The organism is Phycicoccus sp. Root101, from assembly GCF_001426245.1.
Classification (GTDB): domain Bacteria; phylum Actinomycetota; class Actinomycetes; order Actinomycetales; family Dermatophilaceae; genus Pedococcus.
The window spans coordinates 887585-908986 of record NZ_LMCM01000001.1; the positions used below are offsets into that span (position 1 = coordinate 887585).

General features: G+C 68.0%; 14 protein-coding genes and 1 pseudogene. All 15 read right to left on the reverse strand.

Features of this window, described 5'->3' with window-relative positions; translation table 11 throughout:
• Positions 1 to 298 precede the first annotated feature (298 nt).
• Complete coding sequence (gene tuf, locus ASC58_RS04200; protein ID WP_056915471.1) at positions 299 to 1495, reverse strand: elongation factor Tu; 1197 nt, start codon at positions 1493 to 1495, stop codon at positions 299 to 301.
• Positions 1496 to 1615: 120 nt separating this feature from the next.
• A complete protein-coding gene (gene fusA / locus ASC58_RS04205; RefSeq protein WP_056915472.1) occupies positions 1616 to 3730 on the reverse strand; it encodes an elongation factor G in 2115 nt (704 codons plus the stop codon).
• Positions 3731 to 3847: 117 nt separating this feature from the next.
• A complete protein-coding gene (gene rpsG / locus ASC58_RS04210) occupies positions 3848 to 4318 on the reverse strand; it encodes a 30S ribosomal protein S7 (RefSeq protein WP_056915473.1) in 471 nt (156 codons plus the stop codon).
• Positions 4318 to 4692, reverse strand: a complete 375-nt coding sequence (rpsL, locus tag ASC58_RS04215; RefSeq protein WP_056915474.1) for a 30S ribosomal protein S12 — start codon at positions 4690 to 4692, stop codon at positions 4318 to 4320. The genes rpsG and rpsL overlap by 1 nt, the downstream gene beginning before the upstream one ends.
• A gap of 489 nt (positions 4693 to 5181) precedes the next feature.
• A complete protein-coding gene (locus ASC58_RS04220) occupies positions 5182 to 9060 on the reverse strand; it encodes a DNA-directed RNA polymerase subunit beta' (protein WP_056915475.1) in 3879 nt (1292 codons plus the stop codon).
• Positions 9061 to 9164: 104 nt separating this feature from the next.
• Positions 9165 to 12641: a DNA-directed RNA polymerase subunit beta gene (gene rpoB, locus ASC58_RS04225; protein ID WP_056915476.1), complete on the reverse strand. Its 3477-nt coding sequence runs from the start codon at positions 12639 to 12641 to the stop codon at positions 9165 to 9167.
• A gap of 397 nt (positions 12642 to 13038) precedes the next feature.
• Positions 13039 to 13824 (reverse strand): hypothetical protein, encoded by a 786-nt coding sequence (locus ASC58_RS04230; protein WP_056918413.1) that lies wholly within the window; start codon positions 13822 to 13824, stop codon positions 13039 to 13041.
• On the reverse strand, positions 13808 to 14425 hold the full coding sequence (locus ASC58_RS04235) for a hypothetical protein (protein WP_235529080.1): 618 nt from the start codon (positions 14423 to 14425) through the stop codon (positions 13808 to 13810). Before ASC58_RS04235 ends, ASC58_RS04230 begins: the two co-directional genes overlap by 17 nt.
• Positions 14422 to 15699 carry an MCE family protein gene (locus ASC58_RS04240; protein ID WP_056918414.1) on the reverse strand — a complete coding sequence of 426 codons (1278 nt, stop codon included), beginning with the start codon at positions 15697 to 15699 and terminating at the stop codon, positions 14422 to 14424. Before ASC58_RS04240 ends, ASC58_RS04235 begins: the two co-directional genes overlap by 4 nt.
• Entirely contained in the window at positions 15696 to 17006 is a 1311-nt protein-coding gene (locus ASC58_RS04245) for an MCE family protein (RefSeq protein WP_235529095.1), read from the reverse strand. The genes ASC58_RS04240 and ASC58_RS04245 overlap by 4 nt, the downstream gene beginning before the upstream one ends.
• A gap of 5 nt (positions 17007 to 17011) precedes the next feature.
• Positions 17012 to 18262, reverse strand: coding sequence for an MCE family protein (locus tag ASC58_RS04250; protein ID WP_056918484.1), 1251 nt, complete (start codon positions 18260 to 18262; stop codon positions 17012 to 17014).
• Positions 18262 to 19233, reverse strand: a complete 972-nt coding sequence (locus ASC58_RS04255) for an MCE family protein (RefSeq protein ID WP_056918415.1) — start codon at positions 19231 to 19233, stop codon at positions 18262 to 18264. The genes ASC58_RS04250 and ASC58_RS04255 overlap by 1 nt, the downstream gene beginning before the upstream one ends.
• Positions 19233 to 20261, reverse strand: coding sequence for an MCE family protein (locus ASC58_RS04260; protein ID WP_056918416.1), 1029 nt, complete (start codon positions 20259 to 20261; stop codon positions 19233 to 19235). The genes ASC58_RS04255 and ASC58_RS04260 overlap by 1 nt, the downstream gene beginning before the upstream one ends.
• A 58-nt stretch (positions 20262 to 20319) precedes the next feature.
• Positions 20320 to 20742 (reverse strand): hypothetical protein, encoded by a 423-nt coding sequence (locus tag ASC58_RS21510; RefSeq protein ID WP_235529096.1) that lies wholly within the window; start codon positions 20740 to 20742, stop codon positions 20320 to 20322.
• A gap of 92 nt (positions 20743 to 20834) precedes the next feature.
• Positions 20835 to 21374 (reverse strand): annotated as a pseudogene (locus ASC58_RS21515) (MCE family protein); the annotation flags it as partial.
• Positions 21375 to 21402: the final 28 nt, after the last annotated feature.

The window sequence follows — 21402 nt, forward strand, 5'->3', positions numbered from 1 at the left end:
GCCAGGGCCCCCGTGACCGCAAGTCCTGTCTGACTCCTGCTGGGACTTCTCATCCGAATGTGACCTCCGAGGTCGTGAGCCGGGTCGACCGGTCGACGACCCCTGCGCAGTGTCATCCCGCTCGACCGCCCCACCCATGGCAAATGTCACGATCTTCGGTCAGTCCGCGGGACATCTTGCGGACGACGAGGCTCGCCGGGGGCCCGAGCGCAACGCGAAGGGCCCCGCAGCCGAAGCTGCGGGGCCCTCCAGGTGGTGCGGTGTCGCGTCAGATCACCGGTGGCGAAGTCGCCGGGTGTTACTTGGTGATCTTGGTGACGCGACCGGCGCCGACGGTGCGACCGCCCTCGCGGATGGCGAACTTGAGGCCGTCCTCCATGGCGATGGGCTGGATGAGCTCGACGTTCATCTCGGTGTTGTCACCGGGCATGACCATCTCGGTGCCCTCGGGGAGGTGCACGACACCCGTCACGTCAGTCGTACGGAAGTAGAACTGGGGACGGTAGTTGTCGTAGAACGGCGTGTGACGGCCGCCCTCGTCCTTGGACAGGATGTAGACGTTGGCCTCGAAGTCGGTGTGCGGGGTGATGGAACCCGGCTTCACGATGACCTGGCCACGCTCGACGTCCTCGCGCTTGGTGCCACGAAGGAGCAGGCCGACGTTCTCGCCAGCGCGACCCTCGTCGAGGAGCTTGCGGAACATCTCGACACCGGTGACGGTGGTCTTGGCCGGCGGGCCGGTGTGGATGCCGACGATCTCGACCTCCTCGTTGACCTTGAGGATGCCGCGCTCGATACGACCGGTGACGACGGTGCCACGACCGGTGATCGTGAAGACGTCCTCGACGGGCATGAGGAACGGCTTGTCGACCTCGCGCTCGGGCTCCGGGATGTAGTTGTCCACGGCGTCCATGAGGTCGAGGACCGACTTGCCCCACTCGGCGTCGCCCTCGAGCGCCTTCAGCGCCGAGACCTTGACGACCGGGAGGTCGTCGCCGGGGAACTCGTAGGAGGACAGCAGCTCGCGGACCTCCATCTCGACGAGCTCCATGATCTCCTCGTCGTCGACCATGTCAGCCTTGTTGAGCGCAACGACGATGTAGGGGACGCCGACCTGCTTGGCCAGCAGGACGTGCTCCTTCGTCTGCGGCATCGGACCATCGGTGGCCGCAACCACGAGGATCGCACCGTCCATCTGCGCCGCACCCGTGATCATGTTCTTCACGTAGTCGGCGTGGCCGGGGCAGTCGACGTGGGCGTAGTGACGACCCTCCGTCTGGTACTCGATGTGCGCGATCGAGATCGTGATGCCGCGCTGCTTCTCTTCCGGCGCCTTGTCGATGTCGTCGAACGCGAACTGCGGGTTCAGGTCCGGGTACTTGTCGTGCAGGACCTTGGAAATCGCAGCCGTCAGCGTCGTCTTACCGTGGTCGATGTGACCGATGGTGCCGATGTTGACGTGCGGCTTGGTCCGCTCGAACTTTGCCTTCGCCACTTGGTGTCCTCCTCAGGACTCTGTACTTGGTGGTACGCCGCGTGCCCAGGTGGGACGTGACGCGATATGGGGGTGGAGCTGGGGTGAGTCAGATCGTGGTTCGACCGTTGATCCTAGCGGTCACTCACCACGGGTCTTCTTGATGATCTCCTCGGCCACAGCCTTGGGGACCTCGGCGTAGGAGTCAAACTCCATCGAGTAGCTCGCGCGACCCTGGGTCTTGGACCGCAGGTCACCGACGTAGCCGAACATCTCCGACAGCGGGACGAGGCCGCGGACGACCTTGGCACCACTGATGTCCTCCATGGCCTGGATCTGGCCACGACGGGAGTTGATGTCACCGATGACGTCGCCCATGTAGTCCTCGGGCGTACGCACCTCGACGGCCATCATCGGCTCGAGGAGCACGGGGTCGGCCTTGCGGACGGCCTCCTTGAGCGCCATGGAACCGGCGATCTTGAACGCCATCTCCGAGGAGTCGACGTCGTGGTAGGCACCGTCGAGCAGGGTCGCCTTGATCCCGACGAGCGGGTAGCCGGCGAGCACGCCGTACTGCATGGCGTCCTGGATTCCGGCGTCCACCGACGGGATGTACTCGCGCGGGACGCGACCACCGGTGACCTTGTTGGTGAACTCGTAGAGCTCGCCCTCGGCGGTGTCCAGCGGCTCGATCGAGATCTGGATCTTGGCGAACTGGCCGGAGCCACCCGTCTGCTTCTTGTGGGTGAAGTCGAGCTTCTCCACGGTGCGACGGATCGTCTCGCGGTAGGCCACCTGCGGCTTGCCGACGTTGGCCTCGACCTTGAACTCGCGCTTCATGCGGTCCACGAGGATGTCGAGGTGGAGCTCGCCCATGCCGGCGATGATGGTCTGGCCGGTCTCCTCGTCGTGGTGGACCTGAAAGGTCGGGTCCTCGGCGGAGAGCTTCTGGATGGCGGTGGAGAGCTTCTCCTGGTCACCCTTGGTCTTCGGCTCGATGGCCACCTGGATGACCGGGTCCGGGAACGTCATCGACTCGAGCACGATCTGCTCGTTCGGGTCGCTCAGGGTGTCACCGGTCGTGGTGTCCTTGAGGCCGATCGCCGCGTAGATGTGACCCGCGAGGGCCTCGTCCACCGGGTTCTCCTTGTTGGCGTGCATCTGGAAGAGCTTCCCGATGCGCTCCTTGCGGCCCTTGGTCGTGTTGACGACCGCGGAGCCGCTGGAGATCTGGCCGGAGTAGACGCGGATGAAGGTCAGCGTGCCGAAGAACGGGTGCGTCGCGACCTTGAACGCCAGGGCCGAGAACGGCTCCGTGGTGTCGGGCTTGCGCGTCATCTCGATCTCCTCGTGGTTCGGCTTGTGGCCGACCATCGGGGGGACGTCGAGCGGGGACGGCAGGTAGTCGACGACGGCGTCGAGCATCGGCTGCACACCGCGGTTCTTGAAGGCGGAGCCGCACAGGATCGGGTAGAGCTCGGAGTTGACCGTGAGCTTGCGGATCGCGCCCTTGATCTCCTCGGGCGTCAGCTCCTCGCCACCGAGGTACTTCTCCATGAGGACGTCGTCGGACTCGGCGACGCGCTCGACCAGGGCGTGGCGGTACTCCTCCACCTTCTCGACCATGTCGGCCGGGATCTCCTGGATCTCGTACTTGGCACCCATGGTGACGTCACCCTTGGCGTCACCGGGCCACACGAGGGCGCGACGGTAGATGAGGTCGACGACACCGACGAAGTCGTTCTCGGCGCCGATCGGCAGCTGGAGCACGAGGGGCTCCGCGCCGAGGCGGTCCTTGATGGTGTCGACGGTGAAGTAGAAGTCCGCGCCGAGCTTGTCCATCTTGTTGACGAACGCGATGCGGGGGACGTCGTACTTGTCGGCCTGACGCCAGACGGTCTCGGACTGGGGCTCGACGCCCTCCTTGCCGTCGAACACCGCGACGGCGCCGTCCAGCACGCGCAGCGAACGCTCCACCTCGACGGTGAAGTCGACGTGCCCGGGGGTGTCGATGATGTTGATCTGGGTGCCCTCCCAGAAGGAGGTCACGGCGGCAGACGTGATCGTGATGCCGCGCTCCTTCTCCTGCTCCATCCAGTCGGTGGTGGAGGCACCGTCGTGGGTCTCACCGATCTTGTGGTTGACCCCGGTGTAGAAGAGGATGCGCTCAGTCGTCGTCGTCTTGCCGGCGTCGATGTGCGCCATGATCCCGATGTTGCGGACCTTGGTCAGGTCCGTCAGGACGTCGAGTGCCAATGTGATCGTCTCATCTCGCTCGTTACGAAAATTCGTGGTGGTGCGGGTGGCGCGTGAGCACCACGCACCTCCGGTGTGCCGCGCGCGCGGTCTGCAGCGCGCGGCACCCCGGTGCTGTTACCAGCGGTAGTGCGCGAAGGCCTTGTTGGACTCGGCCATCTTGTGGGTGTCCTCGCGACGCTTGACCGCGGCACCGAGGCCGTTGGACGCGTCGAGGATCTCGTTCATGAGGCGCTCGGTCATGGTCTTCTCACGACGCTGACGCGAGTAGCCGACCATCCAGCGCAGGGCCAGCGTGGTCGCGCGGTTGGGCTTGACCTCGATCGGCACCTGGTAGGTCGCGCCACCGACACGGCGGGACTTGACCTCGAGGGTGGGACGGATGTTGTCGAGGGCACGCTTGAGCGTGACCACGGGGTCGGAGCCGGTCTTCTCCTTGACGCCCTCGAGGGCGCCGTAGACGATCGTCTCGGCGATGGACTTCTTGCCGTCGAGGAGGATCTTGTTGACCAGTTGGGTCACCAACGGGGAGTTGTGGACCGGGTCGACGACGAGGGGGCGCTTGGGCGCGGGTCCCTTACGAGGCATTACTTCTTCTCCTTCTTCGCGCCGTAAAGGGAGCGGGCCTGCTTGCGGTTCTTGACACCCTGGGTGTCGAGCGAGCCGCGGACGATCTTGTAGCGCACGCCGGGAAGGTCCTTCACACGACCGCCACGCACGAGCACGATCGAGTGCTCCTGCAGGTTGTGGCCGACGCCGGGGATGTAGGCCGTGACCTCGATGCCGCTGGTGAGGCGCACGCGGGCGACCTTGCGCAGGGCAGAGTTCGGCTTCTTGGGGGTGGTGGTGTACACACGCGTGCACACACCACGGCGCTGGGGCGAGCCCTTGAGGGCAGGAGTCTTGGTCTTGGTGACCTTGTCCTGACGCCCCTTGCGCACAAGCTGGTTGATCGTAGGCAACCTGTTCTCCGTACGTAGTTGATGTTCTGCGCCGGCTGGCTGACCAGCAGCCGTCCGGCACTCCTTGGTGTGGTGCTCTGCCCGACCCCCGCACTCGGGTGTGTCGGACTCGGCGCTCCCCCCTGCACTCCCCACGACGGACCCATGCGGATCTGACGTGGATTGCCCGGCGAGAGGTGGTGCTGGCCCACCTGCCGGTGACGGCGGCGGCTCCAGCGGGCGTGCCCGAGGTTTGGACCTCAGACACAGTGTTCAAAGATACCGCCTGCGTGGTGGCCCACCAAATCGGTATGGGCCCGCTCCCCCGCTGCGCGGCACCCCGGTCAACACCGGCGCGGCCCCGTGTATGCCGCCTGCTCCCCGGCGGGCGTCGCCCACCCGGCGTGCGGGTGGCCGGCACGCGAACGTCCGGGGCCGCGGGGCGGCACGACCGAGGGGGCCGGCCCGGCGAACCGGACCGACCCCCTCGGGTCACGCTCTGCGGGAACCTCAGTCGAGGCCCAGCTCGGCGTCGTCGAGGCGGATGGCCTCGCCGGAGCCCGGGCCGAAGACCGGGTAGTCGTACTCGTAGCTCGGCATCGAGTACATCGCAGCCTTGGCCTCTTCCGTGGCCTCGACCTTGATGTTCCGGTAGCGCGGGAGACCCGTGCCGGCCGGGATGAGCTTTCCGAGGATGACGTTCTCCTTCAGACCCAGCAGCGGGTCCGACTTCCCGTTCATCGCAGCCTCGGTGAGCACGCGGGTCGTCTCCTGGAAGGAGGCGGCCGACAGCCACGAGTCGGTCGCGAGCGACGCCTTGGTGATACCCATGAGCTCGGGGCGACCCGAGGCCGGGCGACCGTTCTCGGCGACGACGCGACGGTTCTCGTTCTCGAAGCGGCCACGCTCGGCCAGCTCACCGGGAAGCAGGTCGGCGTCACCGGACTCGATGATCGTGATCCGGCGCAGCATCTGCCGCACGATGACCTCGATGTGCTTGTCGTGGATCGACACACCCTGCTGGCGGTAGACGTGCTGGACCTCGTCGACCAGGTGCATCTGGACCGCACGCGGGCCGAGGATGCGCAGGACCTGCTTCGGGTCGATCGAACCGACCGTCAGCTGGTGGCCGACCTCGACGTGCTCGCCGTCCGCGACGAGCAGGCGCGCACGCTTGCTCACGGGGTAGGCGTGCTCCTCGGAGCCGTCGTCGGGGGTCAGCATCAGGCGACGCGTCTTGTCCGTGTCCTCGATCACGACGCGGCCGGAGGCCTCGGCGATCGGGGAGACACCCTTCGGGGTACGTGCCTCGAAGAGCTCGACGACACGCGGCAGACCCTGGGTGATGTCGTCACCGGCCACACCACCGGTGTGGAAGGTACGCATCGTCAGCTGGGTGCCGGGCTCACCGATGGACTGCGCGGCGATGATGCCGACCGCCTCACCGATGTCGACGAGCTTGCCGGTGGCCAGCGAACGGCCGTAGCAGGCGGCGCAGGTGCCGACGTGGGACTCACAGGTGAGCACCGAGCGGACCTTGACCTCCTCGACGCCGGCGGCGACGAGGGCGTCGATGACCACGTCACCGAGGTCGATACCGGCCTCGGCCAGGACGGAACCGTCCTTCTCGACGTCGGCGGCGAGCGTCCGCGCGTAGACCGAGGTCTCCACGTCGTCGTGCTCGACCAGCGCACCGGCCGCGTTCTTCTGCGCGATCGGCATGGTCAGGCCACGGTCGGTGCCGCAGTCGTCCTCGCGGATGATGACGTCCTGCGAGACGTCCACCAGACGACGGGTCAGGTAACCCGAGTCGGCGGTACGCAGCGCGGTGTCGGCCAGACCCTTGCGCGAGCCGTGCGTGGAGATGAAGAACTCGAGCACCGACAGACCCTCGCGGAAGTTCGCGCGGATCGGGCGGGGAATGATGTCGCCCTTCGGGTTGGACACCAGACCACGCATACCGGCGATCTGACGTAGCTGCATCCAGTTACCACGCGCACCCGAGGACACCATCTTGTAGATGGTGTTGGTCTTCGGGAGGTTGGCCTCCATCTCCTTGGCGACCTCGTTGGTGGCCTGGGTCCAGATCTCGATGAGCTCCTGGCGACGCTCGTCGTCGGTGATCAGACCGCGCTCGTACTGGACCTGGACCTTGGTGGCCTTGGTCTCGTACGCCTCGAGGATCTCGAGCTTGCGCGGCGGGGTCACGACGTCGGAGATGGCGACCGTGGTGCCCGAGCGGGTCGCCCAGTGGAAGCCGTACTCCTTGAGCGCGTCGAGGCTGGCCGCGACCTGCACCTTGCTGTAGCGCTCGGCGAGGTCGTTGACGATCGTCGAGAGGCGCTTCTTGTCCACGACGGCGTCGACGAACGGGTAGTCCACCGGCAGCGTCTGGTTGAACAGCGCGCGACCCAGGGTGGTCTCGAACGTCAGCGAGGGCACCTGGCCCTGCGCGTCCGCCTCGACACCCTCGGGCAGCTCGGTGCCCGGGATCGGCACGACGTCGACCAGGCGCAGCTTGATCTTGCTGCCGAGCTCGAGCGAGCCCGCGTCGAACGCCATCCGCGCCTCGTGGACCGAGGAGAACGCGCGACCGGTGCCGCGACCCTCCTCCACCTCGGAGGTGAGGTGGTAGAGGCCGATGATCATGTCCTGGGTGGGCATGGTCACCGGACGACCGTCGGCCGGCTTGAGGATGTTGTTGCTCGAGAGCATGAGGATGCGGGCCTCGGCCTGCGCCTCGGTGCTCAGCGGCACGTGGACAGCCATCTGGTCACCGTCGAAGTCGGCGTTGAAGGCCGAGCAGACGAGCGGGTGGATCTGGATGGCCTTGCCCTCGACCAGCTGGGGCTCGAACGCCTGGATGCCGAGTCGGTGCAGCGTGGGTGCACGGTTGAGCAGCACGGGGTGCTCGGTGATGACCTCTTCGAGGACGTCCCACACGACCGGACGGGCGCGCTCGACCATGCGCTTGGCCGACTTGATGTTCTGCGCGTGGTCGAGGTCGACCAGGCGCTTCATCACGAACGGCTTGAAGAGCTCCAGGGCCATCTGCTTGGGCAGACCGCACTGGTGCAGCTTGAGCTGCGGGCCGACGACGATGACCGAACGGCCGGAGTAGTCGACGCGCTTGCCGAGCAGGTTCTGGCGGAAACGACCCTGCTTGCCCTTGAGCATGTCGGACAGCGACTTGAGCGGACGGTTGCCGGGGCCCGTGACCGGGCGACCACGACGGCCGTTGTCGAAGAGGCTGTCGACAGCCTCCTGGAGCATCCGCTTCTCGTTGTTGACGATGATCTCGGGAGCACCGAGGTCGAGCAGCCGCTTGAGGCGGTTGTTGCGGTTGATCACGCGGCGGTACAGGTCGTTCAGGTCGGAGGTCGCGAAGCGGCCACCGTCCAGCTGCACCATCGGACGCAGGTCCGGCGGGATGACCGGGACAGCGTCGAGCACCATGCCGTCGGGCTTGTTGGTCGTGACCTGGAACGCGGTGACGACCTTGAGCCGCTTGAGGGCACGGGTCTTCTTCTGGCCCTTGCCGGTGGCGATGATCTCGCGCAGCAGCTCCGCCTCGGCCTCGAGGTCGAAGGTCTGCAGGCGCTTCTGGATCGCCGCGGCGCCCATGCCGCCCTCGAAGTAGAGGCCGAACCGGTCGCGCATCTCGCGGTAGAGGATCTCGTCGCCCTCGAGGTCCTGGACCTTGAGGTTCTTGAACCGGTCCCAGACCTGCTCGAGGCGCTCGATCTGCTGGTCCGCACGCTTGCGGATCTGGTTCATCTCGCGCTCGGCGGACTCGCGGACCTTGCGGCGCGCGTCGGCCTTGGCACCCTCGGCCTCGAGCTCGGCGAGGTCGGACTCGAGGCGCTTGGCCCGGGCCTCGACCTCGGAGTCGCGCTTGTTCGAGAACTCCTTCTTCTCGACCTCGATCTGCGCCTCGAGCGACGGCAGGTCCTTGTGGCGCTGCTCGTCGTCGACGGACGTGATCATGTAGGCCGCGAAGTAGATGACCTTCTCGAGGTCCTTCGGGGCCAGGTCGAGCAGGTAGCCCAGGCGCGACGGGACGCCCTTGAAGTACCAGATGTGGGTGACGGGGGCGGCGAGCTCGATGTGGCCCATCCGCTCACGACGCACCTTGGCGCGGGTGACCTCGACGCCACAGCGCTCACAGATGATGCCCTTGAAGCGGACTCGCTTGTACTTGCCGCAGTTGCACTCCCAGTCCCGGGTGGGGCCGAAGATGCGCTCGCAGAACAGGCCCTCCTTCTCGGGCTTGAGCGTGCGGTAGTTGATGGTTTCCGGCTTCTTCACCTCACCGTGGCTCCACTGACGGATGTCGTCAGCAGTGGCCAGGCCGATGCGCAGTTCGTCAAAGAAGTTGACGTCGAGCACGTGGTTCCTTCTTCCGTGTCTCTAGCTTTAAATCTGGGGTTGGTCGGGAGGAGGGGCGGTATGCCGCGCGCTCACCAGTGGTGCCCGCGCGGCATACCGACGCCTTAGACCTCTTCGACCGAACTGGGCTCGCGCCGGGACAGGTCGATTCCGAGCTCCTCCGCCGCGCGGAAGACGTCCTCGTCGGACTCCTTCAGCTCGATGGACGTGCCGTCGCTGCTGAGCACCTCGACGTTGAGGCACAGCGACTGCATCTCCTTGATGAGCACCTTGAAGGACTCGGGGATGCCGGGCTCGGGGATGTTGTCGCCCTTGACGATCGCCTCGTAGACCTTCACGCGGCCCTGGACGTCGTCGGACTTGATGGTGAGCAGCTCCTGCAGCGCGTAGGCGGCGCCGTAGGCCTCGAGGGCCCACACCTCCATCTCACCGAAGCGCTGGCCACCGAACTGCGCCTTACCACCCAGCGGCTGCTGCGTGATCATGGAGTACGGGCCGGTGCTGCGGGCGTGGATCTTGTCGTCCACGAGGTGGTGCAGCTTGAGGATGTACATGTAACCCACCGACACCGGCTCGGGGAACGGCTCGCCGGAGCGGCCGTCGAAGAGCCGGGACTTGCCGGAACCGTCGATGAGGCGCACGTCGTCGCGGGTCTTGGTCGTGGAGTCCAGCAGACCCACGATCTCGTCCTCGCGCACACCGTCGAACACCGGGGAGGCCACGCGCGTGCCGGCGGGCGCCTTGCGGGCGTCCTCCGGGATGAGCTTGGCCCAGTCCGGGTTGCCGGCGATCTCCCAGCCGCGCGAGGCGGCCCAGCCGAGGTGCAGCTCGAGGATCTGGCCGACGTTCATTCGACCGGGGACACCGAGCGGGTTGAGCACGACGTCCACGGGGGTGCCGTCCTCGAGGAACGGCATGTCCTCGACGGGCAGGATCTTGGAGATGACGCCCTTGTTGCCGTGACGGCCGGCGAGCTTGTCACCGTCGGTGATCTTGCGCTTGTTGGCGACGTAGACGCGCACGAGCTGGTTGACACCCGGGGGCAGGTCGTCGCCCTCGTCCTTGTCGAACACCTTCACGCCGATGACCGTGCCGGTCTCGCCGTGGGGCACCTTCAGGGACGTGTCGCGGACCTCGCGGGCCTTCTCACCGAAGATGGCGCGCAGGAGGCGCTCCTCCGGCGTCAGCTCGGTCTCACCCTTGGGCGTGACCTTGCCGACGAGCAGGTCGCCGTCGCGGACCTCGGCGCCGATGCGGATGATGCCGCGCTCGTCGAGGTCGGCCAGGACCTCCTCGGAGACGTTCGGGATGTCCCGGGTGATCTCCTCCGGCCCGAGCTTGGTGTCACGGGCGTCGACCTCGTGCTCCTCGATGTGGATCGAGGAGAGGACGTCGTCCTGCACCAGGCGCTGGCTGAGGATGATCGCGTCCTCGTAGTTGTGGCCCTCCCACGGCATGAACGCCACGAGCAGGTTGCGCCCGAGCGCCATCTCGCCACCGTCGGTCGCGGGACCGTCGGCGATGACGCCGCCGGTCTCGACCCGGTCGCCCTCGTTGACGACGACGACCTGGTTGTACGACGTGCCCTGGTTGGAGCGCGCGAACTTGGCGATGCGGTAGGTGCGGGTCGAGCCGTCGTCACCGGCGACGGTGACGAGGTCGGCGGAGACTTCGGTGACCACACCAGCGGCCTCGGCACGGACGACGTCGCCCGAGTCGAGCGCGGCGCGGTACTCCATGCCGGTGCCGACCAGCGGCGCCTCGGACTTGACGAGCGGCACCGCCTGGCGCTGCATGTTGGAACCCATGAGCGCGCGGTTGGCGTCGTCGTGCTCGAGGAACGGGATCAGCGCGGTCGCGGCGGACACCATCTGGCGGGCCGAGACGTCGATGAAGTCGACGTCCTCACCCGGGATGTAGTCGACCTCGCCGCCCTTGGTGCGGACCAGGACGCGCTCGTCGGTGAAGTTGCCCTCGGCGTCGATGACGGCGTTGGCCTGCGCGATGACGTGGCGGTCCTCCTCGTCGGCGGACAGGTACTGGATGTCGTCGGTGACGCGACCCTTGACGACCTTGCGGTAGGGGGTCTCGATGAAGCCGAAGGCGTTGATCCGACCGTAGGACGCCAGCGAGCCGATCAGGCCGATGTTCGGGCCTTCCGGGGTCTCGATGGGGCACATGCGGCCGTAGTGCGACGGGTGGACGTCACGGACCTCCATGCCGGCGCGGTCACGGGACAGACCACCCGGGCCGAGGGCCGACAGACGCCGCTTGTGCGTCAGGCCCGCGAGCGGGTTGTTCTGGTCCATGAACTGCGACAGCTGCGAGGTGCCGAAGAACTCCTTGATCGAGGCCACCACCGGGCGGATGTTGATCAGGGTCTGCGGCGTGATCGCCTCGACGTCCTGCGTGGTCATGCGCTCGCGGACGACGCGCTCCATGCGGGACAGGCCGGTGCGGACCTGGTTCTGGATGAGCTCGCCGACGTTGCGCAGGCGACGGTTGCCGAAGTGGTCGATGTCGTCGACCTCGACGACGACCTCGTCACCGTTCTTGCCGTTCAGGGTCGTCTCGCCGGCGTGCAGGGAGACGATGTACTTGATCGTCGCGACGATGTCGTCCACGGACAGGACCGAGTCGCCGAGCTCGGCGGCGACGCCGAGCTTGCGGTCGATCTTGTAGCGGCCGACCTTGGCGAGGTCGTAGCGCTTGGGGTTGAAGTAGAGGTTGTCCAGGAGGGTCTGGGCGGCCTCACGGGTCGGCGGTTCGCCCGGACGCAGCTTGCGGTAGATGTCGAGCAGCGCGTCGTCCTGGCCGGCCGTGTGGTCCTTCTCCAGGGTGAGCCGCATCGACTCGTAGTCGCCGAACTCCTCGAGGATGTCGGCCTCGGACATGCCCAGGGCCTTGAGGAGCACCGTGACCGACTGCTTGCGCTTGCGGTCGACGCGGACGCCCACCATGTCGCGCTTGTCGATCTCGAACTCGAGCCACGCACCGCGGCTCGGGATGATCTTCGAGGTGTAGATGTCCTTGTCGGACGTCTTGTCGGGCGTGCGCTCGAAGTAGACGCCCGGGCTGCGGACCAGCTGGGAGACGACGACACGCTCGGTGCCGTTGATGACGAAGGTGCCGCGCTCGGTCATGAGCGGGAAGTCACCCATGAACACCGTCTGGCTCTTGATCTCGCCGGTGGTGGTGTTCATGAACTCCGCGGTGACGAACAGGGGCGCGGAGTAGGTCTGGTCGCGCTCCTTGCAGTCCTCGATGGAGTACTTGACCTCTTCGAAGCGGTGGTCACGGAACGACAGCGACATGGAGCCGCTGAAGTCCTCGATGGGAGAGATTTCCTCGAAGATCTCCTCGAGGCCGGAGCGATCCGGCACATCCCCCCGACCCGCGGCCTTGGCCTCTGCGACACGGGCCTGCCAGCGCTCGTTACCGAGCAGCCAGTCGAAGCTTTCCGTTTGCAGCGCCAAGAGGTCGGGGACCTCGAGGGGTTCGCGGATCTTCGCGAACGACAGACGGCCAGAAGCCGTCCGTGCGGTGGACACAGTCTGAGTCGCGTTGCGCGAGGCAGCCAAGGAGGGGTCCTTCCACGGGCCTGTCTTAAAACTGATGGTTCGAAACCGAATTGGCGCCGGCCGCCGTCACGATCCCGCCAGGAGGTGGCTCGTTTTCCGTGCCGGAGGGCACGACGAAGAGCTTCTGTCCGAGGTGGGGGCGCGAAAGAGGGCAGCGCAAAGGATGAGCATACACGTAGGAGGGCAGCCTCGTCCAACCGTGTCCAGCGGGCAGAGCCACAGCCTTGACGGGGGTCTCGCCCCCACAAGGGGCGGGTCGACGCAGACGAGGATGACGCGCCCGCGCCCCTGCGTCAAGGGCGCCACCCCGAGAAGGAGCCGAACGGTCCCCCGGCACGACTGCGGCGACGCCCCGTAGGGGACGTCGCCGCAGGTCAGCGGGGTGCTCCGAGGATCGTCAGAACGCGTCCACCCGGCTGATCAACCACCGGTCGCCGACCTTGGACAGCGTCGCGAGGACGCGGTTCTGGTCGACGACGGGCTGCTTCTGGTCGGTGCCGACCCGCGCCTGGTTGACGAAGGCCATCACCTTCACCGTCGTCGGGGACGAGCTCATCACGCCGACGTCGGAGACCCGGGCCTGCACGACGGTCTGGTTCTTGACGGCCAGCGGCTTGATCTCCTTGTCCATGGCGGTGGTGAACTCGGTCTTGAACGACCCGGTGAGCAGGCCCTCGATCTGGGCGGACTGCGCGTCGATGGTCTTGTAGTTGTAGCTGAGCATCTGCTCGATCGACGTGCGCGCCTGGCTGGTCGCAGCGCGCTCGGCGCGCGCGTCGGCGCCGGTGTCCTGGAGGCTGAGGCCGGCGACGGTGCCGAGCAGGGCGAGGCTGGCCACGAGGGCCACCGAGGGGGCCACCCAGCGGCGTCGACGGCCGGCGGGCACCTCCGAGGAGGCCGTGCCCTCTCCCGCCTCGAGCCCGGACGTCGCCTCGGACGTCGCCTCGGACGTGGGCTCTGCCGCGGCGCGCTGGTGCCGCGTGGGCAGGGTCAGCCGGCGTCGGGGACCGGCCGTGGCACCCTCGGCCGGGTCGCCGCTGCGCTCGACCGCGGGTGCGTCCGTGGAGCCGGTCGCGGGGGACGCGGCCGTTGGGGCCGCGGTGGCGGTGCCCGTCGTGCGGGCGCGTGAGCGGTGCCCGGCGACCTTGGGGCGGGGACGAGGGGTGTCAGCCGACGAACTCAAGGTTCTCCACCTTCCATGCCGATCCGACCTTCCGGAGCTCCAGCCGCATCCGGTAGGTCTTGGTCTCCCCCGCGGGGACGGCGGTGTTCTTCGTCGGCGCGACCACCCCGACGAGCGCGACCGCAGAGTCGAGGTCACCGGAGACGAGGGCGGCCTCGGACCGCTGGACGGTCGAGACCGTCTTGTTGGCGACCAGCACCTTCTTGAGCTGGTCGACCGAGGTCGTGTAGCTCTTGAGGAACTCCCCCGTGGCACCGGCCCGGACCCGTGCGGTGTCTGCGTCGACCTTGGCGTAGTCGACGCTGACGAAGTTGATGGCCAGCTGCCTGGCCGCAGCGGTGGCGGCGGCGTTGGCCGCCGAGGTCTGCCGCGCGGCATACCAGTCCCGGCCGCGGGTGGCCCCGAGGGCCACCGAGGCGACGAGGGCGAGGGCCACCACCACCCACACGAGGCGGGGGGTGATGCGGGCGACGCCCGCGGTGGGCGCTGCGCGGCCCGCGGGGTCGGTGGTCGACCCGGTGGCGGGTTCGGCGTCGGCGTCGGTCATGCCCGCCATTGTGGTGGGCGTCGTGACGGGCGCGGTGGTGGTGGTGGTGCTCATCGAGCGGCCTCCTTCATGATCCACAACCACGAGGCCTCACCGCCCGCACCGTCCGTCGGGGGGACGGGCACGGAGACCTGTGGTGTCGCCATGCCCAACGACGCGGCCATGCCCGGCGATACGGGCTGGTCGCCGAAAGCGAGCGGAACGGTCGCGTTGGCGGCCCCGCCCGAGGCCGGGGGCGCGTTCTGCGCACCGCGCACGGTCGTCCCCGACCCACGGGGGGCGGTGCAGCGGGCGCTGGTGTTCACCGGCGGCAGGTTGGTCGTGGTCTTCGGGTTGGTCCGCTTCGTGCCGCCGTAGCCCTGGGTACAGACCGGCGGGTTCTGCGCGAGGGCCAGCCCGAAGTGGGCGGTGCCGTCACCGGGCACGACGGTGAAGCCGCCGGCCACGACGTCGGGGTACGTCACGAGCAGCTGCTGGATGCCGTCGACGCGCGCGGTGGTGACCTGGCCGACGGTGATGAGGTTGGCCAGCAGGGCCGCGAGGTTGCCCTTGTTGTCGCGGATCAGCGCCTCGAGCTCGGTCGAGGCCACGACGCCACGGTCGAGCACGAGCCGCAGGTCGCCGTCCGAGGCCTTGAGGGTGTCGGCGAGGTCGGCGAAGTTCTTCGCGAAGGTCTTGACCTGGCCGGACGTGTCGCGCTGGGTGTCCAGGACGATCCGGCCGACGTCGAGCAGCTTCTTGGTCTCGGGCAGCGCCTCGGTGGCCGCCTGGGTGAGGGCGTCACCACTGTCGATGAGCCGCTGGAGGTCCTGCCCGCCGTCGGCGAACCCGTTCCCGAGCTCGTCGACCACCGTGGACAGGTCCTGCCGGTCGACGGAGTTGACGGTGTGGTCGAGGTCGAGCAGCAGCGTGTCGACGCGCAGGGGGAACTGGGTGTCCTTGCGCGGGATCGTGTCGCCGTCGGCGAGCACCGCCCCACCGTCGCTGCGCGGCTGGAAGTCGAGGTACTGCTCCCCCACCGCCGAGCGGTTCTCCACGACGACCTTGGTGTCCTTGGGGATCTTGACGCCGCGCTGGATCTTCGCGTCGACGACGACGCCGTCCTTGGACAGGCGCAGGTCGTCCACGCGGCCGACGGTGACCCCCCGGTAGGACACCTCGGAGCCGATGAAGATGCCACCGGACTGCGCGAAGTCGGCCGACACGTGGTACTGACCGCCGACCACCCGGTCGTAGAGGCCGACGTAGCGCGCCGACAGTACCGAGACCGTGAGGAGGGTGATGAGCATGAAGGCGAACAGCTGCACCTTCACCGAGCGGCGGATCATGCGTCACCTCCGTAGAGGGAGCGCCAGGAGCCGTCGGAGCTCGACTGCGACTGCTGCGGGCTCAGGCAGAGCGGCGGACAGACGGGGTTCCCGCTCGACGTCCGGCTCGACGACGTGCTCCTGGGCAGGGGCACCCCGGGGACGCTCGGCACCGAGATGGACGGGGTGGGCAGCGACGGCGTCACCGGCAGCGACGGCGTCGGCAGACCCGGGAGCCCGGGGAGGCCACCCGTGGGCAGCCCGCCGGTGGGGAGACCGCCGGTGGGCAGGGTCGTCGGCAGGCCGAGGTTGCCCGCGAGGTTCTTGAGGTTGAGGTCCAGGTCGGCCGACAGGTTCGTGTAGTCGCCCTTGATCGCCCCGGTCGCGCTGTCGGGGAACGGGTAGGTCAGGAACAGCTGCAGGGACTTGGGCAGGTTGTCACCGGCCTTGGTGAGCTGGGCCAGGATGGGTTCAAGGGCCTTGAGGTTGGCCGTGGTGTCGGCCTTGCTCTGCGCGATGACGTCGGTACCCACCGCGCCGAGGCGGCTGAGCGCAGCGAGCAGCTGGACCAGCTGCTTGCGCTGGTCGGCGAGCACCTTCAGGCCCTGCGGCATCGTGGCCAGGGCCCGGTCGATGTCGTCCTTCTGGGCCGCGAGTCGGCTGGCGAGCTTGTCGATGTTGTCGATGGCCCGGACGATCTCGCTCTTCTGCTGGTCGAGCCCGCCGACGAACGTGTCGAGCTGCTTGATCAGGTCCTTGATCTCGGCCTGGTTGCCGGTCAGGGCGTGGTTGAGCTCGGTCTCGATCACCTTCAGCTGGGCGACGCCACCACCGTTGAGCAGCAACGACATCGCACTGAGGACCTCTTCGACCTCGGGGTTGCGGCCGGTCCGGTCGAGGGGGATGTTGTCGCCGTCGCCGAGGGCGCCCTCGGGGGTGCCCGTGGTCGGCGGTGAGAGCTCGACGTACTTCTCCCCCAGCAGGGACGTCTGCTTGAGCTCGGCCACCGCGTTGTCGGGGAGCTTCACGTCCTTGGGCAGGCGCAGCGTCACCCGGGCGGTCCAGCCGTTGAGCTCGATCTTCTCCACCGAGCCCACGGTCACCTGGTCCACCTTCACGGAGGACTGCGGGACGAGGTCGAGCACGTCGGCGAACTCGGCGGTGACGCGGATGATGTCGCCGCTGTTGGCGGCGCCACCGGGCAGGGGCAGGTCGAACGCACCCTGGCAGCCCGTCGTGGTCAGCACCGCGCCGGCCGCCAGCGCGGCGGCGAACAGGCGGCCACGCGGCATACGCGTCCGGGTGGTGGGTTCGCTGGAGTGCGCCATGGTGGTCACCGGTCCCCCTCGAGGAGCCCACCGAGGGTGGGGTCGGCGCCGCGCAGCTGCACGGCGGGAGTGGTCGCGGCTGGCGCCCCGGCGGTGGTCGCCTCGGGCCCGGTGCCCCCCTGCGACCTCGGTATGGCGCTGAGCAGGTTGGTCGGGAGGACCACGCCCAGCCCCTTGAGCTTGTCGAGGAGGTCGGTCACGGGCTTGAGCACGCCCGCCACGGTGGTGCAGACGCTCGGCGGCTGGCCGCTCGCGGTGATGAGGTTGCACAGCAACGTCTGGAGCTTGAGGTTCTCGTTGAGGTTGGCGCGGGTGTCGAGCGTGCCGCTCTTGGGGTTGTAGGCGTTCTGGAGGTTGCTGATCGCGACCGGGGCGTCGGTCAGCGTCTCCGCCAGGGCGTCACGCTGCTTGGCGACCGTCCCGGTGACGGAGGCGAGCTGGCCGATGTTGGTCGTCAGCGACGCCCGGTTGTCGTGCACGAACGAGCTCACCTCGCTCAGCGCCACCGCGAGGTTCTTCAGGGCGGCGGCGAGGTCGTCCCGCTCGGCGTCGAGCTGGGTCGAGACGCTCGCGAGGTCGGCGTTGAGTCGGCGCACCTGGCTGTCGTTGGTGGCGAGCATCGAGGTGAAGGTCTGCAGGTTCTTCACCGTGCCGAACAGGTCGTTGCGCCCGCCCGACAGGGTCTGCAGGGCGAGGCTGAGGTCGTGGTTGGTGTCGTGGATCTTCTGGCCCTGGCCGTCGAGGTTCCTGGCTCCGGTGTCGAGGGCGGCCTGGAGGGCACCGTCCTTATTGGCACCCGTGGGACCGAGGGCGACGAGCAGGTCGTCCAGGCTGGTGGAGATCCGGTCGAGCTCGACCGGGACGGCGGTGCGGTCCAGGCCGATCTGCGCGTGGTCCTTCATCACCGGCCCACCGGTGTAGGCAGGGAAGAGCTGGACGTACCGGTCGCTGACCAGCGACGGAGCGACCACGGCGGCCTGGGCCTGGGCGGGCACCTTGTACTTCGCGTCGTACTCGAAGACCACCTCGACCTTGTCGCCCTTCGGGGTGACGTCCTTGACCTGCCCGACCTGCACGCCGAGGATGCGCACGTCGGAGCCAGGGAAGAGACCCACGGCGCGGGAGAACTCACCCGTGACCCGGACGGTCTCGTGGCGGGGCCAGAACGCGTACGCGCCTGCAGCCAGCGCCACCACGGTGAGCGCGGCGACGGCCTTCGGGACGAAGCCCCCGAGCGACGGGGTACGGCGGGCCATCACTTGCCTCCGAGTTCGACGGGCGTGGTGAGGTTCTCGATGTAGGTGTCGAACCACCGGCCGTTGCCCAGGACGTTGGCGAACAGCCGGGTGAAGGGCGCCATGGCGGCGATCGTGTCGCTGAGGTCCTTCTCGTGCTTCTGCAGCACCGCGAGGACCTTGGTCAGCTGGTCCAGGGCCGGCTTGAGCTGTGCCCGGTTGTCCCGGACCAGGCCGGTCACCTGCTGGGCCATCGCCGAGGTGTTGACGAAGAGGGTGTGGATGTCCTCCCGACGCGCCTCGAGCTCGACCAGCAGCAGGTCGGCGTTCTTGATGATCGACTCGATCGCCTTGTTCCGCTGGGCGACCGTGCCCGAGACGCTGTTCGCCGAGGCGAGCAGCTTCTTCAGCTCGGCGTCCCGCGAGGCGATCGTCCGCGACAGCCGGCTGAGGCCGTCGAGAGCGGCCTTGACGTCCTTCGGGCTGTCCTTGAACTCCGCGGCCAGGGTCGTCAGGGAGTCGGCCAGCTGACCCGTGTCGATGCGCTCGGTGGTCGTCGCGAGGTCGCTGAAGGCGTTGATGATGTCGTAGGACGAGACCGTGCGGTCGATCGGGATCTCGCTGTCCGCCTTGAGCTGCCCCGGACCGGCGGGCTCGAGCGCGAGGTACTTCTGGCCCAGCAGGGTCTTCATCCGCACCGACGCGGCGGTCTCCGTGCCGAATGCGGCCGGCTCGGTGACCTTGAACTGCACGACGACGTGGTCGCCCGCGAGGTCGACGGACTTCACCTTGCCGACCTTGACGCCGGCGATGCGGACGTCGTCGCCCTTGAGCAGGCCACCTGCCTCGCTGAAGGCGGCCCGGTAGGAGTCGCCCCCACCGATGAAGGGGATGCTCTGGATGTTGAAGGCCAGGAACAGCAGCACGGCGATGGAGAGCAGGCCGACCGCCCCGATCGGGACGGGGTTGCGCTCACGGAACGGGATGGCCATCAGGAGCACCTCGCAGCCGACAGCTGTTCGGGCTTGCCGAGGTTGACCGCAGGGCCGACCGGCAGCTTGATCGTGCCGCTGAAGTCGCACAGGTAGAAGTTGAACCACGAGCCGTACGTGGCGGTCCGGGTGATCGTGGAGATCTTCCCGGGTGAGGTCAACAGGAACTTCTCGAAGGTGGCCGTGTTGGCGGGCTCGTTGAGGTTGGTCGCGAGGGACCGCAGGTTGGCGATGTCCGACTTCAGCGGCGAGCGGGTCACCTTGAGCAGGTCCGCGGTCTGGGCCGTCAGCGAGTTGATGTTGGTCAGCGATGCACCGATGGTCTTGCGGTCAGCGGCCAGGCCGGAGACGAACCGCTGGAGCTGGTCGATCAGCTCCTTGAGCGCGGCGTCGCGGTCGTCGACCGTGCCGAGCACGGTGTTGAGGTTGCTGATGGTGCGCCCGATGACCGCGTCGCGGTCGGCCAGCGTCGAGGTCAGGGACGCGGTCTTGGCCAGCAGCGAGTTGATGTTGCCGCCCTCGCCCTGCAGGACGCTGACGATGTTGGCGGACAGCTCGTTGACGTCCTTGGGCGAGAGTGCGGCGAACAGCGGCTTGAACCCGTTGAAGAGCACGGTGAGGTCGAGCGCGGACTGGGTGTGGTCGAGCCCGAGGGTGGCGCCGTCCTTGAGCGGGGTGGCGCCCCCCACGTCCTGGGTGAGGGCGATGTAGCGCTCCCCGACGAGGTTGCGGTACTTGATCGTCGCCTTGGTCCCCTGGGTGAGGACGCTGGTCTTGAGCACCTTGAACTGGACGTCGGCGTGCACCCGGTCGCGGGCGACCTTGATGGCCTTGACCTCCCCGACGCGCACGCCGGCGATCCGCACCTCCTGACCCGCGGCCAGGCCGGTGACGTCCTTGAACACGGCGGTGTACGTCGCCTTGTCACCGAACTGGATGTTGGCGATGGTCGCGGCAAGGGTGCCCGTCGCGAGCAGCGTCGCCACGACGAACACGATGAACTTCACGAGGCTGGAGCGAGTGCTCATCGGGGCCCCCGCGAAGTATCGGAGCGACGAAGGAGGGAAGCACCTTGTGGGGTGGTGTTCATCGCTGGCTCACCACCGTTCCGCGCAGCATCGGCCCGGCGAGCAGGGTCGTGATGGCGGACGGCTCGGCAGAGCCGTTCCCGGACAGCAGTGCCGCCACGACGCGCTGCTCCTCCTCGGTACCGGCCAGGCCCGCGTCGGGCCCGACGATGCTGGAGCCCGACGGACCGGTGAAGGCGGCGGGCAGGGCACTGCCTGCGCTGGTGCCGCCCGACCGGGTGCCGTCGTCGAAGTGCGGTCCCTGGTGGGGGTTGGCCTGGCTGCCACCGGGGTTGGGCAGCCCGAGGCAGTTCGGCCCGCGGCTCTCGCCCCAGCGCGGCTCCTCCCCCGGGGTGTACCCCGGACGCTGCGGCGCCACCTCCACCGTGATGTGGAACTGCGAGTCCCGGAACGCCTCGTCGATCCGCGGACGCCAGTCCACGAGGGCCTGCGTGAAGCACGGGTACTGCGGCGACCGCGGCTCTCGCCCCAGCGCGGCTCCTCCCCCGGGGTGTCCCCCGGACGCTGCGGCGCCACCTCCACCGTGATGTGGAACTGCGAGTCCCGGAACGCCTCGTCGATCCGCGGACGCCAGTCCACGAGGGCCTGCGTGAAGCACGGGTACTGCGGCGAGTACTTCGCCAGCACCGCCAACGTCGGCCGCTGCACCTGCCCCACCTGGATGATCCGACCCCCRTTSGCCTCCAGGAAGTCCGACGCCTCGTTCGCGAACCCCGCCGTCCCCGCCAGGAACCCCGCCAACACATCCTTCTTCTGCACGATCGTCGTGTTCGTCGTCGCCAACGTCGACGCCGCCCGCACCAGATCCGGCGCCGCCACCGCATACGTGCTCGCCAGGTCAGCCAACCCCGAGATGTCCGCCTTGATCACCGGCAGCTTCGGGTTGATCTCCTTGAAGTACGAATCCACCAGCACCAGGTTCTTGCCCAACGCCGTCCCCCGACCCTCCAACGCCGACGCCAACGCGTTCAACGTCGCCGACAACTTCTCCGGCTTCACCGCCCGCAACAACGGCAACAGGTCCGCGAACACCTTCTCCAGCTCGATCGCCACGCTCGACCGGTCCTGCGTGATGACGTCG

What these genes read in the sequence shown, in the direction of transcription:
- ASC58_RS04235 (WP_235529080.1), bottom strand. Translation starts at nt 14,425, where the DNA reads ATGAGCACCACCACCACCACCGCGCCCGTCACGACGCCCACCACAATG.
- rpsG (WP_056915473.1), bottom strand. Translation starts at nt 4,318, where the DNA reads ATGCCTCGTAAGGGACCCGCGCCCAAGCGCCCCCTCGTCGTCGACCCG.
- ASC58_RS04260 (WP_056918416.1), bottom strand. Translation starts at nt 20,261, where the DNA reads ATGAGCACTCGCTCCAGCCTCGTGAAGTTCATCGTGTTCGTCGTGGCG.
- ASC58_RS04245 (WP_235529095.1), bottom strand. Translation starts at nt 17,006, where the DNA reads ATGGCGCACTCCAGCGAACCCACCACCCGGACGCGTATGCCGCGTGGC.
- ASC58_RS04250 (WP_056918484.1), bottom strand. Translation starts at nt 18,262, where the DNA reads ATGGCCCGCCGTACCCCGTCGCTCGGGGGCTTCGTCCCGAAGGCCGTC.
- ASC58_RS04255 (WP_056918415.1), bottom strand. Translation starts at nt 19,233, where the DNA reads ATGGCCATCCCGTTCCGTGAGCGCAACCCCGTCCCGATCGGGGCGGTC.
- ASC58_RS04240 (WP_056918414.1), bottom strand. Translation starts at nt 15,699, where the DNA reads ATGATCCGCCGCTCGGTGAAGGTGCAGCTGTTCGCCTTCATGCTCATC.